Annotated in this window: 21 protein-coding genes; 10 read left to right on the top strand and 11 right to left on the bottom strand. The window is 45.5% G+C overall.

The genetic code is table 11. The annotated features are described in order from the left end of the window. A partial coding sequence (locus GV64_RS25185; RefSeq protein ID WP_034844043.1) for a hypothetical protein occupies nt 1–674 on the bottom strand: 674 nt, incomplete at its 3' end. A 477-nt stretch (nt 675–1,151) separates the two neighbouring features. Further along, nucleotides 1,152–2,345, bottom strand: a complete 1,194-nt coding sequence (gene cml, locus GV64_RS04960; protein WP_201772465.1) for a CmlA/FloR family chloramphenicol efflux MFS transporter — start codon at nt 2,343–2,345, stop codon at nt 1,152–1,154. Between the two features lie 240 nt (nt 2,346–2,585). On the opposite strand from cml, the gene rsmD reads away from it, so the two are divergent. Together rsmD and GV64_RS04950 are read left to right on the top strand one after the other, a co-directional pair. Beyond that, the gene (gene rsmD, locus GV64_RS04955; RefSeq protein WP_081622205.1) at nt 2,586–3,287 is read left to right on the top strand and encodes a 16S rRNA (guanine(966)-N(2))-methyltransferase RsmD; all 702 of its coding nucleotides are present in this window, start codon (nt 2,586–2,588) and stop codon (nt 3,285–3,287) included. A 243-nt stretch (nt 3,288–3,530) separates the two neighbouring features. Continuing rightward, complete coding sequence (locus GV64_RS04950; protein WP_020583990.1) at nt 3,531–4,625, top strand: malate dehydrogenase; 1,095 nt, start codon at nt 3,531–3,533, stop codon at nt 4,623–4,625. Between the two features lie 48 nt (nt 4,626–4,673). Here the strand turns inward: GV64_RS04950 and GV64_RS04945 are convergent, their stop codons facing one another. Further along, complete coding sequence (locus GV64_RS04945) at nt 4,674–6,611, bottom strand: hypothetical protein (RefSeq protein WP_020583991.1); 1,938 nt, start codon at nt 6,609–6,611, stop codon at nt 4,674–4,676. A 518-nt stretch (nt 6,612–7,129) separates the two neighbouring features. On the opposite strand from GV64_RS04945, the gene GV64_RS04935 reads away from it, so the two are divergent. Further along, the gene (locus GV64_RS04935) at nt 7,130–8,236 is read left to right on the top strand and encodes a SidE phosphodiesterase domain-containing protein (protein WP_020583993.1); all 1,107 of its coding nucleotides are present in this window, start codon (nt 7,130–7,132) and stop codon (nt 8,234–8,236) included. An 11-nt stretch (nt 8,237–8,247) separates the two neighbouring features. Here GV64_RS04935 and GV64_RS04930 read toward each other — a convergent pair whose 3' ends face one another. Continuing rightward, complete coding sequence (locus tag GV64_RS04930; protein ID WP_026258476.1) at nt 8,248–8,904, bottom strand: TetR/AcrR family transcriptional regulator; 657 nt, start codon at nt 8,902–8,904, stop codon at nt 8,248–8,250. A 283-nt stretch (nt 8,905–9,187) separates the two neighbouring features. Between GV64_RS04930 and GV64_RS04925 the strand changes: the two genes are divergently transcribed. From GV64_RS04925 to GV64_RS04900, 6 genes are all read left to right on the top strand, one after another. Further along, entirely contained in the window at nt 9,188–10,645 is a 1,458-nt protein-coding gene (locus tag GV64_RS04925; protein ID WP_020583995.1) for a coniferyl aldehyde dehydrogenase, read from the top strand. Nucleotides 10,646–11,046: 401 nt separating this feature from the next. After that, nucleotides 11,047–12,549, top strand: a complete 1,503-nt coding sequence (locus GV64_RS04920; protein ID WP_020583996.1) for a PP2C family serine/threonine-protein phosphatase — start codon at nt 11,047–11,049, stop codon at nt 12,547–12,549. Nucleotides 12,550–12,742: 193 nt separating this feature from the next. After that, nucleotides 12,743–13,504, top strand: coding sequence for a hypothetical protein (locus GV64_RS04915; protein WP_020583997.1), 762 nt, complete (start codon nt 12,743–12,745; stop codon nt 13,502–13,504). Between the two features lie 109 nt (nt 13,505–13,613). Then, nucleotides 13,614–14,543 (top strand): DUF1810 family protein, encoded by a 930-nt coding sequence (locus tag GV64_RS23590; RefSeq protein ID WP_081622192.1) that lies wholly within the window; start codon nt 13,614–13,616, stop codon nt 14,541–14,543. A 247-nt stretch (nt 14,544–14,790) separates the two neighbouring features. Continuing rightward, nucleotides 14,791–15,273, top strand: a complete 483-nt coding sequence (coaD, locus tag GV64_RS04905) for a pantetheine-phosphate adenylyltransferase (protein WP_020583999.1) — start codon at nt 14,791–14,793, stop codon at nt 15,271–15,273. Between the two features lie 87 nt (nt 15,274–15,360). Next, nucleotides 15,361–15,609: a YfhL family 4Fe-4S dicluster ferredoxin gene (locus tag GV64_RS04900; protein ID WP_020584000.1), complete on the top strand. Its 249-nt coding sequence runs from the start codon at nt 15,361–15,363 to the stop codon at nt 15,607–15,609. A 44-nt stretch (nt 15,610–15,653) separates the two neighbouring features. Here GV64_RS04900 and GV64_RS04895 read toward each other — a convergent pair whose 3' ends face one another. Continuing rightward, entirely contained in the window at nt 15,654–16,256 is a 603-nt protein-coding gene (locus GV64_RS04895) for an FMN-dependent NADH-azoreductase (RefSeq protein WP_020584001.1), read from the bottom strand. A 127-nt stretch (nt 16,257–16,383) separates the two neighbouring features. On the opposite strand from GV64_RS04895, the gene GV64_RS04890 reads away from it, so the two are divergent. Then, a complete protein-coding gene (locus tag GV64_RS04890; protein ID WP_020584002.1) occupies nt 16,384–17,283 on the top strand; it encodes a LysR family transcriptional regulator in 900 nt (299 codons plus the stop codon). Here the strand turns inward: GV64_RS04890 and GV64_RS04885 are convergent. From GV64_RS04885 to ubiH, 6 genes are all read right to left on the bottom strand, one after another. Beyond that, the gene (locus GV64_RS04885; protein ID WP_020584003.1) at nt 17,276–17,497 is read right to left on the bottom strand and encodes a DUF2835 family protein; all 222 of its coding nucleotides are present in this window, start codon (nt 17,495–17,497) and stop codon (nt 17,276–17,278) included. The genes GV64_RS04890 and GV64_RS04885 overlap by 8 nt on opposite strands. 167 nt (nt 17,498–17,664) lie before the next feature. Then, nucleotides 17,665–18,057: a hypothetical protein gene (locus GV64_RS04880; RefSeq protein WP_020584004.1), complete on the bottom strand. Its 393-nt coding sequence runs from the start codon at nt 18,055–18,057 to the stop codon at nt 17,665–17,667. Between the two features lie 401 nt (nt 18,058–18,458). Next, nucleotides 18,459–19,271, bottom strand: coding sequence for a hypothetical protein (locus tag GV64_RS04875; RefSeq protein WP_020584005.1), 813 nt, complete (start codon nt 19,269–19,271; stop codon nt 18,459–18,461). Between the two features lie 293 nt (nt 19,272–19,564). Next, a complete protein-coding gene (locus GV64_RS04870) occupies nt 19,565–20,866 on the bottom strand; it encodes a histidine phosphatase family protein (protein ID WP_020584006.1) in 1,302 nt (433 codons plus the stop codon). A gap of 67 nt (nt 20,867–20,933) precedes the next feature. Then, the gene (locus tag GV64_RS04865; protein ID WP_020584007.1) at nt 20,934–22,151 is read right to left on the bottom strand and encodes an FAD-dependent oxidoreductase; all 1,218 of its coding nucleotides are present in this window, start codon (nt 22,149–22,151) and stop codon (nt 20,934–20,936) included. Between the two features lie 53 nt (nt 22,152–22,204). After that, nucleotides 22,205–23,431: a 2-octaprenyl-6-methoxyphenyl hydroxylase gene (gene ubiH / locus GV64_RS04860; RefSeq protein WP_020584008.1), complete on the bottom strand. Its 1,227-nt coding sequence runs from the start codon at nt 23,429–23,431 to the stop codon at nt 22,205–22,207. Nucleotides 23,432–23,438: the final 7 nt, after the last annotated feature.

Genomic DNA, 23,438 nt, shown 5'->3' with positions numbered 1-23,438 from the left:
TCTGCCTTATTCAGATCGCTTCTGAGATTATTGGTATCGGTTTTGCGCGCATCGGTTTCAGCATCAATCTGCCCTGTAACTCGAGCCTCTGCCTTATTCAGATCGCTTCTGAGATTATTGGTATCGGTTTTGCGCGCATCGGTTTCAGCATCAATCTGCCCTGTAACTCGAGCCTCTGCCTTACTCAGATAACCTCTCAGGTTACTGGTGTCGGTTTTCCGTTCGTCGGTTTCAGCATTAATCTGACTTGTGACTCGAGCTTCAACCTGATTGAGCTCTTTCCTGATGCGGCTCGCATCAGTTTTGTGCTCTGCTATATCTTCATTTACCCCTGCTCGCTGACTACTTCCGGTGCCTTGATGCTCTTGTTGGAATTCTGGGGCATTCTGACTGTTTTCAGCAACAGAGCCATCGCTCTGATCAACGTTTGACGAATCCGTGTTTGTTAAATAGTTGTTGCCATCAGTCAGTTCAATTTTTCGCTGTTCAAAGGTTTTTGTATCAGAGGCTTCTAGTGGATCACTACTATCTTCGTGTCCCGTAGAGTAAGGTAATGCATCAACTTCTGTGATGACTCTTCCGTCCTTTACAGCTTCTTGTTCGATTTGATCAACTGGTGGTTCTTGAGTAACGGGTGATAATGGAATATGGCCACCTATTCTGCCATCACTCATAATAATGTTCCCTCAGGCTTAGAGTTATTTTTTACCGAATGATGAGCTGGAGACTGAAGACCAATTCTTATACAAGGAGGGAATATATGAACATTGAAATAAAAACATGAGCATTTGTTTTTATAATTAACATCCCTGTTTATGGTTTTGAACTTAAAACCATCCGATTCGGCTAAATATCCAGCAGCTATTTCTTAATAATATAGTTCCCTCTGGTATCAACCATATTGTGACAAGATAAAGTCAGTTTTATTTTGAATAAATACTGCTCCACTTTCACCCAACCAACTGTTTTGTTTAAGATCAGCGTATTTATTCAACAATAAATTGACCATTAGTCCAATTAAGACTAGAGCACTCTCAATTTGACATGTGACCGGCAGGTCTATTGTCAATAAGATCCATAGGCCTGCCCGTAAAACTCATAAGCCCAAATGAGATGCTATTTCATGAGAACTCATAACAAACAGGTTCAGATTACTTGTTTATCCAAGCAGCGGAGGCCATTACAACAAGAGAACCAATGCCAGAAAAAGCAATCAATGGCCAAAGACTTCCAACTGGAAAAAGCATCACCACTGCAGTGCCAAGCAAGCAGACCAGCACGGCTTCTAGGCAGTAATACAAGGCTACACCTGTGCCAGCAATATCCTTGAATTCTGCCAGAGCCCCGGTTGCACACACAGAACAGGTAATACTGATTCCCACGGCAATCACCATCATGGGCAACAGTAAGACCGGGGCCTCTGGTAGTTGCAGAGTGCTGCCTAAAAGCATCAACAAAGCACCGGCAAGAATTACCGCCATTCCCAACTTCAATGTGCCAGAGATCCCAAACTTACGAGCTATGGAGCCGGCAAATCGGCTGACAATAATCATGGCAACAGCAGCCATTGCAAACAGCAGGCTGAATACCAGAGATGAATACCCTAGTTTGCCAATCAAAATACCGGGAGCAATAGAGAAGTAGACAAAAAACGATCCCATCGCCACGGTAAAACCAGAGGTATACAGGAGAAAAGCAGGAGAGGTTATGACCCGGCCAAAGGCATGCTTGATACTTCCCCCGCCAACTGAACAATGGGTCTCTGGCCAGCTGAACAGCGCATGCACACCAGCAACCGATCCAGACACAGCCAGCCCCCAGAACACTGACGCCCAACCAAACCAACCAATCAGAAGCGATCCGACAATGGGTCCCAGGGCGGGCACAAAAGCCAGCATACCACCTAACAACGCATATAACGTGGCTGACTCAGGCTTATGTCCATAAACATCCCTGACCGTCGCAAAAGTCGCTACCAGGGCTGCCGAGCCACCAGCCGCCTGACAGAGCCGGAAAAAGATAAAAAGCTCAATAGACCCCGTCATGGTTAAACCAATAGAGCATATGACAAAAAGCAGACAACCAAAGAGGAGCACAGGCCTCCGCCCATAACGATCAGATAATGGACCAAAGATCAGCTGTCCACATCCCAGCATCAGCATATAAAGTGAGAGCGTTAACTGAACCATAAACGGCGATGCTGAAAAGAACTCCCCCATACCTGGCAGAGCAGGCAGGTAAATATCCATACCCAGTGAAGCCAGCAGGTCAAAAGGGACCATTAGCAACAAGGTACGCGCAAGAGGATAATTCCAGGTTTTATTGGGCGATGTTATATGAAACAAAACAGTAGAGCTCCGTCAGAAGCGAATAATACGTTTCTGCGGCATGCCGGAAGGGAATTTCTGACAAGCCACAGCACCAGAAGATGCTGTGGCTTAAGTTCGTGTTCTGACCATAGTCCTCATTTTGTGGGCTCTCACTATGAATAAGTCGTAAGACTAGGTGATTATTACCCACTGAACAATCATGGCTGATGCGTATGTCAGCTTATATGATTGACCGATCAGTATATTGGCAATTCCATGACCCAAAGCGATGAAAAGAGTATTCTTACGCCCCCTGTTTATCCCCTGCCCAGCTGGAGCCTGTTAATGCCTCGCAAGTCTAGAAATCCAAAGCACCCAGAATCACGTGCTAACCCCGGTTCTTCACACGCCGGCGGTGGTCAGCTGCGGATTATTGCGGGAGAGTGGCGTAGCCGGAAGCTACCCGTTGCCAATGTTCCGGGTTTACGCCCGACATCGGACCGTGTTCGAGAAACGGTATTTAACTGGCTGGCAATGATTACCCCAGGAGCCAAAGTTCTGGATGTATTCAGTGGTACCGGAGCACTGTCTATGGAAGCACTCTCCCGTGGCGCTTCTTCAGCTGTTCTGCTGGAAAAAAGCCCAATTGCCGCAAGAACGTTGAAGAGTAACCTCGCACTATTAAAAACTGAGCGCGCAAAGGTTATTGAGACCGATAGCCTCAGCTGGTTAAACCAACCGGCTGGAACCGGTTTTGACCTGATTTTCCTGGACCCACCTTTTCGGATGAACCTGCTGGAGACAGCTTGCCAGCTACTTGAAAGTAATGGCTACCTGAATGAGAACAGCCGTATCTATATTGAGGTGGAAAAAGAACTGACACCACTACCAGTTCCAGAAAACTGGCAGCTGGAGAAAAGCAAAACCGCCGGCCAAGTAAGCTTCAGCCTCTGGTCTCGCATAAAAAAACAACAATAATCAGCACCTCACATATGGACTTACCGAAACGATATCAGTAATCTGTGCGCGGCTGATCTTTATCAAATAAACAGTGCGTCTGAACGCTGTATTATCCACAGGCTTACAATTAAGGATGCCGTGGGTCGGGTGTCTCTTTTACGGCTTTTTAGTTCAAGAAGTTTCCATAAAGAATGGCTCATGGCGATTTGGACGTATTCCTAATCTAAGAACGAACCTGAAAACTCTAAGGAGCAGTTCCCCATGAAACAACCCGTACGAATTGCGGTCACAGGTGCAGCTGGCAACATCAGCTACTCTCTGCTGTTCAAAATCGCTGCCGGTGAAATGCTGGGGCCTGATCAGCCTGTGATCCTGCAACTGGTTGAGATCCCACAGGCTATGGACAAACTCCGTGGCGTTGCCATGGAACTGGAAGACTGCGCCTTCCCACTGGTTCATGGCATCAGTCTGCACGACAACCCATTTGATGGTTTCCGTGGCATTCATTACGCCATGCTGGTTGGTGCTCGCCCACGCTCTAAAGGCATGGAACGTGCTGACCTGCTGGAAGCTAATGCTGTTATCTTTGCTGAGCAGGGTAAAGCACTGAACGAAGTGGCTAACCGTGATGTTAAAGCCTTGGTTGTCGGTAACCCAGCGAACACTAACTGCCTGATTCTTTCCCGTAATGCTCCGAACCTCGCACCATCCCAGTTCTGTGCCATGACCCGTCTGGACCACAACCGTGCACTGGGTATTCTGGGTAACAAGCTGGGCGTTAACCCTTCAGACATTGATGGTGTTTGTGTGTGGGGTAACCACTCTCCTACCATGTACCCAGACCTTCACCACGCTCAGGTGCTCGGTGATGAAGCTGCCATCGATATGATTGATGAGAAGTGGTACAAGGATGAATACACCCCTCGCATACAGAAGCGTGGCGCTGAAATCATCGAATGGCGAGGCCTCTCCAGCGCAGCCTCTGCAGCTCAAGCTGCCCTTGATCACATGCACGACTGGGCTCTGGGCAGTGATGGCCGTGTCGTTTCCATGGGTATTATCTCCGATGGCAGCTACGGTGTTGCCAAAGGTATTTACTACTCTTTCCCTGTCCTTTGTGAGTTTGGTAGCTACCAGATCATTCAAAACCTTCACATTAACGACTACGGTCAGGCAATGATGAAGAAAACTGAGCAAGAGCTGCTGGAAGAGAAAGCTGCTGTAGACCATCTGTTACCGAAAGAAACTGCAGCTTCCCGCGAAGAGCTGGGAACCTCCAGCCGCAGCGGCCAGACTGAGTTTGATGCGGGTATCGATACCGGAGAGTCCTACTACAAGGCTGACCGTATCTGCTAAGCAGATCACTCGCGATATAAATTAAAGCAAAACACAGGAAAGGCTCAATTATGAGCCTTTCTTTTTAGCAACCACTTCATTGAACACGTCAGCAAGAACCTGGGCCGTATTCTGGGTTATTTCTTTATACTGTTCTTCAGAAGGCCTTTCATCACCCCACACCTCACCAGCCTTATCATAAGTCAGGCTTTTTCCTTCAGTTCCAATACCCTTACAATCTGCAGTATTGCCAACGATATGGTTTGGTCCGGTAAGAATGGCATGATCGGTCATCACGCGGTCATTAAAATCAAGACTGAATTGATCACGAGCAGTGGATAAATAGTTAATGATTGATTCAGCTTTCCCTGACTCTGAGGGATTAATATCATTGCCTTCAAGCGTTGTCAGGGGAAAGAATGTATCTTGTTTTAAAGACGGATCACTGCCCAGGCTCCTCAGGCTTGGTAGATTTTCGTCTGACACCCCCACCATCAGCAGCATGGTATCTCTGTAGCCTGCCAGCTCTGAAGATTTAGCATTCTTGTGCAGCTGATCAGATATTGGCCTTCCCCATGTCACATTTCCACTTGGAACAATCAGAGCCAGATGATGCTCATTGAGGATTTCCTGCACACCGGGTTTTAATTTCCTTACACCTGAAGCTGGATCATCGTCAAACAGACAAACATTGGCATCACCGCTAATAGCAAGCTCCTTCACATCCCGACCATGAGCTGCATGGTGGTCAACATAAGCTCTGATTCTTGCTCCAAATTCACTATCTTTTTCAGGTGTTTCTTTTTTTAGCTGGCCGGCAATCTTACTGTCTCTCAGCTCCATTTCCACGGAGGCACCATGGAATGCATAGGTGCCATCAGAAAAAGCAACAGAGTCTTTTAAAACTTTACCCGCAGCATTTTTAATGACCAGATCATCTTCAACTTGAACGCTTGAGGAATCACCAAGGTTTGAAAGGCTTATATCCGGGATATTACTTTCATTCCTGACAGTACCGGGCTCAGTGCCTCGAAAGGTTGACTCCACAGAAACCACTTTTTTTCTGCTTCGATGGACATCACCCTCAGGATGTAAAGGATCAACTGCATTTTCACCGTCATAAATACAGCCATCACGATAAGCCTCAATCACACGGTCTTCCTGTTGAATAAACGCTTTTAACGCTTTTGACTGATGGTGCCCACCTCCGGGCTGAAGACAGAGCGACTCAGTAACCATCTGCAATTTATAAAGGTCTCCCTGCCCCATTCTCTGCCAGGCAAATACTAACTTAGCCTTCAATTTACCTTTAAGGACATCCAGATGGGCTGGATAAGCCGTTTGCTGCCACGTTTCCAATAGCTTATTTTCAAATTTGGCAAGATTCGTTTCAGGGTCAACCAATAACGCTTCAACTTTGGCTGTCGCCTCCGCAGCACCACCTTCTGGGTAGCTTTCACCAAAAAGATGATTAACAACATCATCCACATAAGGCTTGGCCTCACTGATAGCACTATTCCATGCAACAAAAGACAAGCTTAACATCTCAGGTATCGCTTTAGAGTCAACACTGTTTGTGTTGTCCATCGCTGATAAGGAAGTCACTTGATTCATATCAGCTGCCCCCCGTTGTGCAGATTTAGCGCTTTTTCTACCTGATTTTTCCAGAAACATTCCAGTACCGGATATTGAAAGATCCAGATTCTCTTTATCCTGTTTATTCCCGGGTATGTATTTTTTCGCAGGCGCAGGGCTTGCGCTCATGCTCTGCAGTTTTCTTTTTCTTGGCCTTGAACTGATTTCGAAGTTGTCAGGAGCTCTTACCTGAAGTCCATTACCCTTGACGTGCAGAACACCTTTACCATCTTGTTTCCCAGCAGGCTTCTGGCTTTCATTCTGAATCGGCCCCAAAGGAGTGCGATTGTTATTAGTACCTGAAACGGGCATGGTTTCTTTTTCCTGAAAAATATCACTATTTGAAGCCTTGCCAGAATGGACTCCAAACAAACGATGTATCCTTTTCTATATCGACACTTGTGCCCGGTTCACAACAAAGAAGCAAAGGTCATGTAAAAATACCAAGAGGAGAAAAATAAACTTGTTTCTGCAGCTGGCAACATCAGAGACTGCGGCTTACCACGGAGAACTGAGAGCTTCCAGCCGTAACCGATAGGCTGAGCAGCAGTTATCAAACTGGAGAGGCTTACAACAATAAGGCTATTCGTATCTGCCAAGAAGGTCATTCATGATAAAAACTAAAGCAAAATACAGGAAAGGCTCAGTTACGAACCGTTCTGTTTTAATCACAAACTCAATAGCAAATAAATATTGTCCCATTAAGTTTTTCAGTGTTCTGGTATCAAGCACCCAATGTGAAAACCTAACAGTAAAAATAGGTTAGGGAAACCTCAAAGCTGACACTATTATAGTTACTTTATCATTTGTATTTAGCTCTCATGACCAAGCTAAGCCCAGCCGACAGCTTTATATGCATGGAGTGTAAATTAAGAAAAAAGGAAAATAAAATGAAAGGACAAATTGACTCTGCTACAGGAGGTGCTCAAAGCTATACATACCCACAAGAGAACAAAGGTGAAAGCTCAAAACAAAGTTCACCGGAACAAATGCTGCCTAATGAACCTGATCAAACAAAGGGGACAAAGCTACAGGACCATAAGATTGGTTATTCACAGGAGACTGACTTAGATGATCCAAGTTTATTAAGACCAACTGATACGCCTATCCCAGACAGTGCATCAGAAGTTCCTAGCAGCCCAAGAGAAATTCAGGTAGCCCCTTCCGGTAGAACAATAGGTCGTGGCCCAACTCTTCCTTCCAGATACACATTTGAGATTCCAGATCTTACTGGATTAAGCCTCACCAACGATAAAAGCATCATTTATCAGGCGATCAATAAGCATATTCTCAGCCAACCTTACCATGAGGAGAAGAACCGTCAGATTACTTTAAATGAAGCTATAGTTTACAGACCAAATCATAACGGAACTCACGGTTCACGAACGGTACAGTATTTGGATCAAATCTGGAGGTTAATTATTGAAAAAGGCTCTCCGGAATCAAAAAAAATACTTGAGCAAATTTCAAGCAAACAGGAAGTCCTGAAACTAGCTGCTTATATGATGCGATCAGGCCGAGTAAATGAAGCCCCCTTAAGAGTAGACAATTACTATGATCGATCTGCACTACTATTTAAGGCCTGTGCTGACCAACTTGATATTACTCCTGAGAATGTGGACTGGGCTGCACAGATGATTCAAGAATCAGCTCGGAACCCTGAACTTAATTTCTCACGACGGCTAGAAGATATTTTTACTCGAAGCCTTTTGTCCATCGCCCATGAATGCGATCTGGTTCGTTGCTATGATGAAAGAAAGATGGAACGTGAGATGGGCCTGATAAAAACACTCTTAAGCCCATTACTTGATAGAGGTATTGATACAGAAGCAACAATCGCAAAACTCATCAATTATGGTATTGAGCTATGCACACTTACTGGCAACAAGCTCACCTACCCAGATTTCGTAGAATATCAGCATCACTTTATTCAATGTAGCGAGAATCACGACTTTTGTGAAAGCAAGCTAGCTGAAGCAAAGCCTCCGATTTGGTAATCGGAGACAAATCAACAAATAGAAAGCAGGGGTGAGAAATAAGTTTGTTCCAGCGCTTTAAAGGAATCCATAGCTTCTGGTGTGATAAATCCCCGATCGATGATCAACACCTGATAAATAACCCTGTTCAACATTACCCTGGAAGGTTCCCCCTTTTCACTGTGTAAAACACCATGCACCAACTCATGCCAGCTGGTCAGCACCATAAATGTATTCAGGGCCAGAGCCTCAATTTCTTCATCACTGGCTTTCATTAATCCTGATGTAACCAGGCCTTTGAACACCTGAACAATCATAGAGATACAGAGTCTGGCAAACCCCTGGTACATAGTCCGCAGCTCTTCACTCCTGGCAACGGCCCCATGGAGATCCCGGAATATAAAGCGGTATTGCCACATACCTGCCAGCAAAGCTTCCAAGTATTGCTGTTTATCTTCCAGAGTTATTCCTTTACCTGCAGGCAAGACAATTTCTTCAATCAAGGTCTGCTGAAAGTCTTCAAACAGCGCGAGGATAATCGCCTCTTTATTGCGAAAATGGTAGTAAAGGTTTCCAGGAGATATCCCAATATGGCTAGCGATATGGTTAGTCGTTACCACTCTTTCTCCTTGCTCATTGAAAAGCTGTAGAGCAGCATTGAGAATTTTGTCGCGAGTCTTTCCGGCCATAAATGCGCTTTTAACCAAATGCCCATTGTGAAAAAAAAACGATTTTGCCTCATCCTCAGCCATGGCAAACAAGAAACAAAACACTTCTCACAATAATAAGTGATTGACGATCTAGAGTAATTACTCTAAAAATAACATAAACACACTAACCCTGCTATTCAAGGCAATTTTGAGTTGATACTTGCCGTGGGAACTAAAACCTTATCAACACCGCCGTAAAAGTCAGGCTAAAAAGATAAAAACACAACTAAAACAAATAATTAATAAAAAGAGGGAGATAACCATGAGCGCTGCCGAACCCATCACTTCAGAGAACAGAAAAGTGACCCAGCAAATCACTACTCCTCTGCAGGACCTTCTTGCGGTCCAGCGCAAAGCCTTTATGAAAGACCCCAATCCCAGCTATCAGGAACGGGTATCGCGGCTAAAAGCCCTTGAAAAAGCATTGCTGACCAATAAAGAAGCACTACTGTCTGCTCTGGATGAAGATTTCGGCGGTCGAGCAAAAAGTGAGTCATTACTTACAGAATTCATGCCGAATCTTGGGAACATTCACTACACCCTCAAGCGACTAAAAAAATGGATGAAGCCCAACAAGCGTAAGCTGAGCCCCCAGTTATTGCCAGCCTCAGCCAAAGTGGTTTACCAGCCACTGGGCGTTGTCGGTATTGTGGTTCCTTTTAACTATCCACTGTTTCTTTCCCTTGGCCCACTGCTGACCATTCTTGCTGCAGGTAACCGGGCCATGATTAAAATGTCCGAGTTCACACCAAAAACCTCAGAACTGGTGGCAAAAATTATTGAACAAACCTTCCCTTCAGATCTGGTCACTGTGGTTTGCGGTGATGCTGAAGTAGCGACCGAGTTTACCAGCCTCCCCTTTGATCACATTATTTTCACCGGCTCTACGCCGGTTGGTCACCATGTCATGCGGGCAGCTGCACAAAACCTGACTCCGGTAACCCTGGAACTGGGTGGTAAGTCGCCAGTCATTGTGGATAATGATTTCCCGATTCAGGAAGCGGCTGAAAGAATCTGCTATGCAAAAGCCCTGAATGCGGGTCAAACCTGCGTAGCACCTGACTATATTCTGGTGAAGAATGATCAGAAGGCCACCTTTATTGAGCACTACCTGAAAGCCTTTCGAAAAATGTATTCAAAGGTAAATGGGAATAATGATTACACATCGATCATCAATGACCGCCACCACCAACGTCTGCTAAACCTGCTTGATGATGCCAAAGCCCAGGGAGCAACCATCCATACACCGGGCAACGAAGCAATTAACGACGGAAGCCGTCGAATCCCCATACACTTGATTGAAAACCCGTCTGACAGCATGACTGTTATGCAGGAAGAAATTTTTGGCCCCCTGCTCCCCGTCATCGGCATTGATAGTCTTGATGAAGCCATTCAGTTTGTACAGCAACGCCCAAGGCCCCTGGCACTCTACTACTTCGGTTCCAATGCAAAAAATCAGGAAACGGTATTAGAGCAAACTCACTCCGGCGGAGTGTGTATCAATGAGTGCCTGTTCCATGTGGCTGTTGAAGATATGCCGTTTGGCGGTATTGGTCCATCAGGCATGGGGCACTACCATGGTTACGAGGGTTTCCAGACATTCTCCAAGGCCAAAGCAGTGCTAACTAAAGGTAAGCTGAACAGTGCCAAAATGATCTACCCTCCATACGGCGGGTGGCTGCAGGAAAAAATGCTGGCATTTCTTTCTGGAGGAAAATGATTCTCTTTTGTTTTGACTTTGACTCCTGATTCAGACCAGGAGCTACTCTTTTTGGTAAAAGGCTTATTAATATCCAGTTATATGACATTAAGTATTTCTGGGTATTAGATTCTGTTGACATACGTTTGCTGGCTCAGCTCAAACCAGAGCGTTTGAGCCCGGAGGGTGGTTCCTATAGCCGCCCTCCAGCTGCGTTGGGCTGGTTTTGATATAGCACCACTACATCTTCACCAGCCCGCCTGATGGAAGACGGCTATACGAGCCACTGTGCATGCAAACTTATGTCAACAGAACCTGACTGGTTTAACTCTTCTACGCCTATACTTCCACGCAGTCATACTGAACTCCCCTGTTTCAAAATGGTCTAACCCACCTTGAACTTCCAAGTAGTGATACTCTTGATGCATCAAGTTGCAACGCCTGACTCATCCCATACCACTGTAACGCTCCCTCCCCCAGCACCGGAAACCAATAAGGAGTCCAGCTGGTTAGGACGTGCAGTCACTACAGTTACTGATATTTTCTGCAAGATCGGCAGGGCTGTTGTATACGCCATGAAGTTACTATTGAACTTTCTGATCTATGCGAGTGTTACGCCATACAAATATATTTTCAATTGTCTGACATACCCATTTACCGGCACCAAAACCACTGCAACAGAGCAAAGCAAAGTAGAGGATAGCAAAAGCATAAGTCCAACCGTTATCTCTTCAGCTACGAGCTCTGACGCAGCATTGCCAGATACTCCAACTTTACGGATATACCTTCCCCCCCATCAGCGACCGACAAATAAGCTCCAGAATCTGTCAGAGCATAATGAAAATCTTGAGTATCGATATGTGTACGGTGAGCAGTTAATCCAGCAGAAACTGTGTAAAGCACTCAACGCGGCAGAAGCTCAGCTTGACCATTGCCCAAAAGCCTTGCAAGGGCAGATAGATGCTGAAAAACGTTACCAACAGGCACCAGGAGTACCTTTTCCTACAGCCGGAAAAGGGTGTGTAACTGTTCAAAGAGCAGGTGCGAAAACCACCATTCACTATGAGCCTATTCATGGAACTCAATCTGCCGTTGCCCATGCTCAAGGGGTAAGACGGCATATGGAAGATGCCCATATTGCCAGTCAGTTCACAGTCACGATTAATAGTAAACCTGTACTCATTGATATTACCGGTATTTTTGACGGACATGGTGGTAGCGCATGGTCTTCATATGCCAGTCAGAACATTATTCCCCATTTGAAAAGACGGCTCGAAGAGTTCAACTCGAATGGTTTACATGATGAAGGCATCTGGAATGCTCTCAAACTTGCCCTTGTCGATCTTGATAATACGCTTCCTCAAGCGCCTTCGGCCACAAACGCCAACGACTTCTTCAAAGGACTTGCCTCATCGGGAACCACTGCTAATGTCACCTTGCGGATAAACGGTGACCTGTGGGTTGCCAATCTAGGTGACTCCAGAGCAATCCTTCTCGACCAAACCGGACATGTCAGACAAATTAGTGAAGATGCAGAACCAGATACGCCTAAATACAGACACTCCATCGAGAAGCGCGGTGGCTACGTTGTCGATGTTTATGGGACTCCCCGAGTTAATGGAAACTTAGCTGTAGCAAGAGCCTTGGGAGATCACTCCCTGAATGGAGCTATCAGCGCCCGAGGCAAAGTCATCAAAATACCTTCCAGCGAATGCTCAGGCGGCACTCTAATACAAGTCTGTGATGGTATTACCGAGGTTGCATTCTCTAAAGACATCGCCAGAACTGTGCAGCGGCAACTGCATCTAGGAAACCCTGTAGAACTGGCTGCCGCAAGGCCGGTAGCCAAGGCTTATCAGGCTGGCTCAATGGATAATATGTCGGTCATGGTAACTCGACTACCATTGCCAGTTCCAGCCGGTTAAGACTGTATTAAAATTCATCTTTTATGATTGAAAAAGCAGCATACCTCGCGGCTAAATTTAACCTTATGAAAGCCCGAGCGTCCCTTATATGCATGATTTTAATCACCATTTCATAAAAGATTTGAACTTTCCCCACTTTTTTACATCAAAATCTCACTAATAATAGATTTTTAATAATAGATTGGGATAAGTCATGCCTGCGATTGAAGTCCATAGTGCACCGATAACCAGCGAAGGTCCTTTAAGCAGCCCATCCTTATTCCAGAGTGGACAAAAGAAAAATCAAGAAGCCAGCTGGCTAAGTCGAAGTGTATCGGTTGTCATTGCTGTATTTTGCAAGATAGGTAGAGCTATCGCTTACACAGCCAAAGCCTTATATGACTTCCTGATTTTTGCAGCCATCACCCCTTACAAATATATTTATCAATGTTTGGCTTCTCCATTTAACGACAAAAAACAACAGGATAGTGTAGGAATAAATATTCCCACCTCAGCCCAAACTACACCTGAAGGTAGAACAAGCACAACTATATCAGAACCTAAAACTCTACAGACAACGCCTCCAGCCCAACAAAATAAGAGCCACTTTCACCATGCTTCTCTGATAAATAAAACGCCTTTTCTTCTTGATACCAACCACCCTTTAAACGAATCTTTGAATAGAGACGGTTTAAAGATTCAATGGCCTCATATAATGCTTTGGGAAGACGGATTTCATATTGAAGTTTTCACTGAAGAAAACGCCAGGTACGAAGTTGCCCTTTTTAACAAGCTTGATGCATCTCAAGCATGCGAGCTAAAAAATCATCGTTGCGCTATATACTACGACCAGCTTGTGGATGCATGTTCAGACATTGGTATTTGCATATGCAAGGATGACTACCCTACTGCATTAACAAGGATGAGCCTTATTGTTGATCCTAAAACAAGAGACATTCGAAGCTCAGGCAGGTAATACAGCTAAATTTTTACCATGTTTTATTACAAAGCAAACTTGAAAATCAATGTAACTGCGAATCATCTAAAGGTTACCACCAAGAATAATAAATTTCGGAGAGTCCACCATGATCGATCAAGGATCGGTTAGCTTGATTGGGGCGACCAAATTGCCTTCTGATACAAGCTATCCATTAACTAGTTCAGACACCAATCAAAAAGCGAATTGGTTTAATCGCAGTATATCTGTAGTCACTGAAGTGGTGAGTCAGATAGGCAGGGCTATTGCCTATGCCATTAAGTCTCTGGCTACTTTTCTTATTTATGCAAGTGTGACACCTTATAAATATATTTATCAATGTTTGACCTCTCCTTTTACCAGTACCAAGACGCCTTCTTATATTAATCAGCCAACAGCCTCAGACACTGTATCCAAACAGACAGACACATTACTACCGGAAACCACTGAGGCCTTTTCCCAATATTCCTCACCTGTTACTTCCCAACAGTTTCATCTGACAGGTGCACAAAAACTCCATACTGTTACCTCAGGTGCTAATACGCTGGAAAGATTTCTCAAACATCAAAACAACCATTGCCCATATTCGTATGGAAAAAGCACTTTTCAGCAAGCTCTTATTGAGTTGCAAAATGGACTAAAACAAGGTCACTGGTGCTGGTATATCTTCCCTCAGGTTGCAGGGCTTGGAATTAACCCGAGTCAGGCCTGTCTGGATTTCGAGATTAAAAGCTTGCATGAAGCTCAGGAGTATTGGTCACACCCAACACTACAGGCCAGGTTGCTTGCATGCTGTAATGCTGTAAATCAGCATGCAGGGCGATCAATTGAAGGAATCCTTGGCGGTGGGAGAATGGGAGAAGTTGACGCATTGAAGCTTCACGCCTGCGCTACGTTATTTTATCAAGTGAGTGGCGGACACCCTGCCTTCCAACAGATTTTGCAAAACTTCTATTACAACTCGCCACACCAACAAACCCTTCAGGTTCTCTCAAGGGAGCAGCCCCTGAATTCAAACTGGCCCCATGGAGGAGGGTAACTCCACTGCCTATGTTTACTTCTTATAACAAGAATTGCAGATACCTGACCATTTGAACCCTTTTGACTATTTCGTTAACATGCCCTTTTACTAAAATAAGGTCGCCATATTCGCAGATCAGTGGAGTGCTTCCTCAAGAAGCCTGTCCGGAAATATTACAAGACAGGTTTCTGATGAAAACCAGAAGTTCTAATCTTTCTGGTACCTCTGATCTCTTACTGGAATTGTGGCCGGAGAGTCATTTTTAATGATCAAGGTAATCTATCCTGGTACGTTTGACCCTATCACCAAGGGCCACATGGATCTTGTTGAAAGAGCGGCTAAGCTGTTTGATATAATCGTCATTGCTGTTGCGGAAAGTCCAAAGAAAAAACCCCTGTTTGACCTTGAAACTCGAGTAGGCCTCGCCAAAGAGTCAACAGCTCATCTGCCTAATGTTCAGGTTACAGGGTTCAGTTCACTTCTGGCTCGTTTTGTAGAAGAGCAGCAGGCACATGTCATTCTCCGGGGGCTCAGAGCAGTTTCCGACTTTGAGTACGAATTCCAGATGGCCAATATGAATCGGGTATTGGCACCGAAAGTAGAAAGTCTCTTTCTTACACCTGCAGAGCAATACTCTTATATTTCTTCTACACTGGTTCGGGAAATTGCATCCTTGGGTGGTGATATATCCAAGTTTGTTGCTCCCTGCGTGCAGAAAGCACTGACTGAAAAATTCAACGGAAACTGAGACACTGCCCGCCTGAACATATTGATAAGCGCCTGAATCAGACTTACACATCTTCTTCAGGCGGGAGCTGAAAACCAAAGGTCACCTATGGCTTTAATGATTACTGACGATTGCATTAACTGTGACGTCTGCGAACCCGAATGCCCAAACAGTGCTATTTCACCGGGGGAAGAAATTTACGAGATTGATCCTCTGCTTTGCACGGAGTGTGTGGGTCATTACGACGAACCTCAGTGTCAGCAAGTTTGTCCTGTTGATTGTATTCCGAAAAATCCGGACTGCGAGGAGACAGACGAGGAGCTGATGGACAAATATCTTATTATTACCGCAGCTTGAAGGTTAGTCGCAAAAGCAACACTTACTTTTGCGACACATTTACCTCAGGCAACCAGGCTATCTATTCTCAGCCCAGCATCATTAATGGCCTGTTCTTTAGTGTCATCTCCCATATTGAGCCCTTCGGCATAAACAAACTCAACATCCGTAATACCAATAAAACCAAGGAAATGGCGGACCATAGCCGTTTGAGTATCGTACTCGGTACCCGCATATTGTCCTCCACGGGCAGCCATAATATAAGCTTTCTTACCTTGAAGAAGGCCAACAGGGCCCTGTTCGGTATATTTAAAAGTGATACCGGCTCTGGCAATAAAATCAAACCAGGATTTCATAACCGAGGGTAAGCTGAAGTTGTACATAGGCAGGCCAATCACTAAAATATCTGCAACCTTCACTTCCTCTATTAACTGATCAGAAAGAGCGGTCATTTCGATTTGCCTGCCATTTTTCTGATCATCCGAAAAACCAAAACCCATCACGATTTCTGCATCCAGATGAGGTATGGGCTGATTGGCCAAATCTCTCACAGTATGAAGAGTATCCGGATTTGATTTCAAAAAGCGTTCGACAAATTTCCGGGTTAGCTGAGAAGACTGCCCATTTTCACTAAACAGGCTGCTGTTGATCTGTAGTAATTTAACCATGCTGAATACCTCTTTAAATATCTGTTTTTATATCCTATATTTTTAATTTACTATCGAATTTACCGAATAAAAAGCTCAAAATATCGCACAAAACTATCGATTTTATCGATCAATAGGATTTTACCCAATGTCACGAGCAACTCTTGATCAGTGGCGCATGCTGCAGGCTGTAGTTGAACATGGTGGGTTTGCCCAGGCATCCGAAGCTATTTTCAAAAGCCAGTCCACTATCAGCTATACCATCAGTAAGCTACAGCATCAGCTGGGTATCGAGCTGCTGGAAATAAAAGGAAGAAAGGCAGTTTTGACAGAGGCTGGCCAAGTCATGCTCAGACGCTCTCAAACACTTCTGAAAGAAGCAGAAGCCCTGGAAAAAGTAGCAATGAGTCTGTCTGAGGGCTGGGAGGGAACACTAACCCTTGCTGTTGATGTTATCTTTCCCAACTCATTACTAATTAAAGCATTGGAACTTTTCTCGCCTATATCAAGACATACACGCCTTGAGCTTGTAGAGTCTGTCTTATCAGGCACTACTGATATGCTGGTCAGCGGTAAAGCCGATATTGTCATTACCGGTATCGTGCCTCAGGGCTTTCTTGGTGAGCCTTTGATTTCTATCAATTTTTCCCCTGTAGCCCACATTGATCATCCCCTTGCTCAAATAGATCGAATAATCAATGACAGCGAACTAAAGCAACATCGTCAAATTGTTATACGTGATTCAGGGATAAAAAGAGAAGCTGATGCAGGCTGGCTCGGATCAGAAGAGCGATGGACAGTCAGTCACATCAGCTCTTCCATAAGGCTGGTCAAACAAGGGCTTGGATTTGCATGGTTACCTACGCACCATATCCAGCAAGAACTTGAAGAGGGCACTATTAAGGCATTGAATGTCAGACCTAACAATATCCGCAATGTTCCGCTTTACCTGGTATACCCAGATTCCAATAGCACAGGACCCGCAGCCCGAAAATTAGCTGCCATTCTTAAGGAATGCTGCCAAGTTGATATCATGGGCTCTAGTTGAGGCGAACAAGGTCCAAAAATTGTCCATCATCCCCATAGGTAATTTGAAACCGCCCATAAATCCCCTCTCTGGTAACAAATTTCAGCATGATGTCGTAAGGGATGCTCATGGTCTGTCCTGATTCGGTGCGAACTCTCACTGAATGCTTCTTTCCTTTGTAGAACTCCAGAACCTGGTCAGAATTAAGTTTTACTGAAAAAACCGCCTTATGCATCGTTCAAACCTTTGTGTTTTTTATTCAGTATTAATGTTAAAAGAAGGCTACTTTTAGTTTAGCAACCTTCTCCCACAAGGGTTATGGAACAACACTAAATTACGGTTAATATTAAAAAAATATATATTTCTGGTGAATTTAGCTGCCTATTAATTAAATGGACCGTCTCAACCAAAGGAGTAGCCATTTTTATAACTCTGAACTTTTTCGCCCACTTTATAGCCAATAAATGTGAAAATCAGTACTGGTAAACTCCCCAGTAAGGTTGCTGACAGCCATGGGGCCAGAACCAGTCCTCCATAGAGGCTGGCAAAATACGCTATAGGGGCCGCAACCATAAATCCTGCCAGTCCCCAGAAAAGGCAACGGGTATATCGCTTTGAGCAAAGAGGGATAATCACAGCCAATCCACTGATTAAGCCCAGAGGAATAAAATTATAGAGTTCATGGACTGTGAGGTGACCAACTTCACCCAGAGCAAGATAACTGGACACAATGTATGTAAAGGGCCAGAAAGCTAATAATAAAATAAAAATAAGGATACTTTTTAGACTTGTCATAATCTTTCTCTAACCCTGACCATTGAGCCACTCCATCTGCGATGGAGCTTATCGATTAATCAGAGTGTTATTCACTGTAAAAATGACGGGGATTTTACACTAGGCAAATTTCTCACCAACTGTACTGAAATCAATAAACAGACGACTTCTAGATACAAAAATACGTTTCCAGTTAATCAGCTTAGGGTCTGTTAGCGTTTTTCCCAGCCACTGAGGCTCGAAACGTCAAGTCCCTAGGAGCCTGCACGCAAGCAAGTGGGCACCTGTTTGATAGTAGAAACTCATAGCAGAGGGGCACAATAGAAAAAGGAAGCGGTTGGATCAGTGTAGAACCGAATGCCTGTGTATAGCAGGCACCCGAGAATGGCTGAAGTCCGTTACAGCCAGAATATATGAACCTATTATTGCCCCGGAGGTGGAGGCATCATCCCTTCAGGAAAATCCATATTGTTTGGGATCTGCATTTGCTGCATAACCTGGTTAATAGACTCTCGAATACTGTCAATCATAGCCTTATAGCCGACATCAAACCCCCGATAAAACGCAAGTTCCGTATTTTTTAGTTCTCCCGATGGCTGAACGATCGCAGGCTGTTTACCTTCAGGGTTTTCACCGCCAAAAAATGCTTCCATAGAAGTGGGTACTGTCAAAGCAACACGACCGCCAGTCATATACCCATCAATAAAGCGCCCCTTAACAAAAGGATTGCTTTCACTGCCTGCCCCACTGGAACGGTAAGCATCAGCTGCTTCACACCAGCGATCCTTGTATTCACTGGCCAAATCAGCAGAACCACAGTTGTAATCAAATACCCCCATGGCATTTGAAATGGCAACATAGCCATCACGATAGCCCATATCATAGGGCAGCTCAGACTGGCCATTGATATCAAAAAGACTTAACCGGCTATCTTCAGCCTGACTCGCTTGGGCATAGCCTTCACGGAACCCTTTGAGATAAGCCAAAAAATCATCAGAGCCGGGGAACAGGCCTCGCTTTTCAGACTGCTCTTTCGCTTCACACCAAGTCTGCTCCAAAACGCTTGTTTTGCCAATATTGTTACAGGTATAGGATTCAGCCCCTTTATCCGCGCTGGATATGTCTTCATAAACAACCGTTGTGACCTCTGGGCATTCAGGTGCTTTATTACAGCCCTGCAGCATGATCAAGATGGCAAACACTGGCAATACTGCCGCCAGAAAATACTTCCGCATTTAATTCCTCCTTTCCAGAAACTGATGAACTTGTTATTCAGTACAGTTTTGACGGGACGGAATAAATATAGTTCAGTTTTTTTTCAGGTTCCGGCAGGAATGGCTTGAATTAATTAATAGACTTTCAAAGCATATGGTTTCCAAGTATTTATTTCATACATAATATAATCACCATCAGTTTGGTGAGCACATATACATAAACCATCAAATATTTAGTAATAATTAGAAGAGTTACCAGCAGATAGAGTAGTGTGAACAGAACAGTTTCAAACCATTAATAAAACCATCGTACACTAACGACTGGCCACACTTCCTGAAGGCACATAAGGTTCAGGGTACGGTGCAAACCCACCTCTATCCCTTGCACAAAGGTAGTCCCAGTCATCAGGTAATGACTGCTCAAGAAGCACCAGCCACTGGTCCAGCGAACAGTGCCCAACACAGCCGGGAACCGAAAAAGGCTCATGATTGAGTGAGAGCGCTATTTCAGGCCGTCCCTCATTCCAATTCAGCTGGACACCAAAATGGGTGGCATAATCAACGATTCTATCTGAAGGTGCTCCCAGCATCGTCATAATTGCCAGCAAATTACTATCGCTGGCTGAGTAGAGAGTCCATCGCTGGCAGGAATTACAACTCCCCTTATCTTCCAGGCACTGTTGTACACGTTTAAAATCTCTGATCATGGCTTTTGCCAAAGGAGCACCAATCAACTGGGCAATCTCATAATTGGCAATAATTCGACTGACCACCCAATTCAGCAATTCCTCCAGCTCAATAGCCTCCTGAATTGTGATGCCTTTTGGCATGGGCCGACGGTGCATCCGATGTATGGAAATTTGATCAATTAGAGGAATTAGCGAATAAAGGTCTCCAGCGCCACTGCCTTCGCTAAGTTCAAACCAGGAAGACAGCTGGTCACGGTATTGCTCTTTTTTCCTTAACCAATCAGCACTTTTCTCAAGAGCCTGCACCCGGTGCAAATACCCCGGACATAACCGTTGTGCAGAAAACAAATCATCACTGGCCAGAGGAGAGGCATAAACCGGAGGCACTTGAATTCCTCCTGGCAAGCCAGTATTTCTGGGCTGCCCCGGATAAACACCCTGAAGCAGAGCACTGGCACTTTGAATCGTGCGATCCAGACCTTTGGCATAATGCTGGCTGATTTTGGGCGACCAGGAATCTGGTAGCGATTCAGAGAAATAATGCTGTCGGATTTTCTTTCCCAATAGATACTCCTGCTCAAGCCCTCCTGCGGTTAATTGTCCTGGGCCCATTGGCCAGTATTGAGCCATATCCCCGAGGTCCCTTGGAGAGCGATCACCGTGTCTGACAAGGCTGATCAGGTAGTCAGCAGGTGTTTCCATTTCAAACCCGATACCAGTTGCATCAACACCAACAGACAGGAAACACATAGCAAATACGGTGTGAAAGATCAGAAATAACTTTTTAAAGCCAGACTCGGGTAGACTGCAAATGTGGAAACAGCCACTTGTCCTGCCATGCATAAGGTATGACTTGAGAGAGTTATTACAATAGTCAAAAGCCATAACCTTTTTTAGACAGTGCCCAAGAAGAGTCTGAAGTTTCATATCCTGCCTGCTTGATAATCACATCCAGCAGTCAGGATAGAAAAAAATTGAAGGGCTGGTTGTAGAATTAACGAATAAACTCAGGAATATCGACTGATAATCCAGCCGCATGCTCAACCATCATATCCTTAATCAAGGGTAACCGATTGGTCAATTTCAGACCGGCATTTCTCATCCATCGTATATTAAGGTCATTGGCACCAAACAGGTTCTGAAACCCGGTCATAGCAGCCATCATAGACGAGTTATGACCTCTGCGACGACGCTGATACCGGTCAAGGATATAAGATGCCCAAAAGTCATCTTCCCGACCGTTAGCTCTTACCAGCTCTTCAGTAAGCACAGCGACATCCATAAAGCCCAGGTTAACCCCCTGTCCAGCCAGAGGGTGAATGGTATGTGCCGCATCACCAACCAGAACAACACCTTGACGGTGGTATTGGCGGGCGTGAAGCTGACGCAGGGGAAACCGGAACCGCTTGTCAGCCTTCAGGATTTGTCCAGCCCGACTTTCAAAAGCTCTCTGCAGCTCGTGGCAAAAAGCCTCGTCACTCAGGGCCTCTATTCGATCTGCCTCTGCTGGCAGAAGAGACCAGACAATAGAGCAATAGTGCAGTCCATCCCGCCCCTGAAGAGGTAGAAATGCCAATGGACCAGAGTCCAGAAAAACCTGCCGTGCCGTATGATGATGACAGAGCTCGGTCTCAACTGTCGTTACCAGAGCGTGGTGACTATAATCTTTCTGATTCGATGGAATGCCGGACAATTGTCGTAAACGTGAACCCGCTCCATCAGCAGCCACTAGAAGAGGGGCATGAAGCACTTCACCACGTTGGAGAATGACTTCTCCTCCTTGACCGGTAAGCTTGTATTCAAGCTGAGACTGTTCATCAAAGCATTGAACGGTCGAACCGGCCAGCTCTTGTAAAAGAGCATTTCGAATAACGTCATTTTCAACAATGTAGCCAAGATTTTTTTGCGGCAGAGATTTGGAGTCAAACTCAACTTGCCCTGTCCCCTCACCGTCCCAGACGGTCATATGAGAATATGGACACACACGCTGAGCTATCATGCCCTCCCAGACACCCAGGTATTTGAACAGCTTTACCGATGCCTCAGTCAAAGCACTGACTCTCGGCTGCCATGGATCCTGCATTGAGAACGGACGAGCCTGCAACGTCTGCTGCTCAACCAGTACCACCTGCATACCAGATCGATCAAGAGCCAGAGCCAGAGAGGCTCCCACCATACCTCCACCGACAATAATGACGTCAATTGTCTGCATTTCTGATCCCTATCTACCAGGTTCGTGAGCGGCTCTTTCCGCTCATGGCTGTTTTATAGCCCCATTGCCTTACGGGTAAACCTTGATTTTACCGGGTGACAATAGTCAAACGTCACCAGACCCAGGTTACGAGCCAGAGTCGACATACTGTCGGTACGAGAGAAGAGGTTTACCAGACCATCACAAAAACGACTGGTTACACTCTGATCGCTCAGCTGCTGCTGCCAATATTCCTGTAATCGGCCAAGGTCTCCTACTGGAATCTTTCTTTCAAGGGAAATCGAGATATTGTCTGCCAGTGCGACGGTATCACGGATAGAGAGGTTATAACCCTGACCTGCTACTGGGTGTATTGCATGGGCAGCATTACCCAGGATAACCAGTCCCGGTCTTACCTGCTCTTTGGCTATTCGCATGGTTAGTGGGTACCGGTCCCGCTTACCCACTGCCAGAAAGCGCCCGGCCCGATAGCCAAATCGCTTTTGCAGTAATGCCAGAAAATAATCGTCCGCAAGGCTATCAATGTGGTCAATTTCTTCATCCGGCACCGTCCACACCAACCCCATTTGATGTTCAAACTGGCTGTCAGCCGTTAAGGGCAGGAGTGCCATCGGACCTTTACCGGCAAAGCGTTCCCAGGCCATACCATTGTGAGGACGATCAAGAGCAATATTGGCTATCACTCCATGCTGATGGTAATCACGCTGCTCAAAGCCAATTCCCAGCTGATCCATCAAACCTGACCGACCGCCATCAGCAAGCACAACCAGTGATGCTGACACCGCTGAATTCCCCAACTGAACCTTCATCCCCCCCGTAACAGGACTCAAGCTTTCCACTTTGTCCGGGCTGAATATCGTCATAGCCCCCCGCTTCTGGAAACCTCTCAACCGATTCAAAAGAACATCGCCCAACACATTATTCTTGACGACATATCCCAGCGCAGGAACACCTTCGTCAAAGGCTCGCAAGCGGGCCCCCCCGAAGCTGCCTTTATCAGAAATATGAACATCGGTAATCGCTGCAGCCTGACCAATAAGGTCTGGCCATAACCCAAGCTGTTCATAGGTACAACAGGTTCCCCATGACAGGGCAGAGGCACGGGCATCAAAGCTCGGAGGAATATCTCTTGGCTGACTCAGATCATGGGTTTCCACAAGAGCCAGCCTTAACCCCTGATCCATCACCACCTTTTCCAAGGTACAGGCCAAGCTGGCACCCACCAGTCCAGCACCAATAATCAGAACATCGAAGTCCATACTATCTGCAGAATTATCCATGCCTCAG

This window comes from Endozoicomonas elysicola, from assembly GCF_000710775.1.
GTDB classification, from domain to species: Bacteria; Pseudomonadota; Gammaproteobacteria; order Pseudomonadales; family Endozoicomonadaceae; genus Endozoicomonas; species Endozoicomonas elysicola.
The sequence above is the reverse complement of the archived record's forward strand: the minus strand, read 5'-3'. Positions and strand labels throughout refer to the sequence as shown.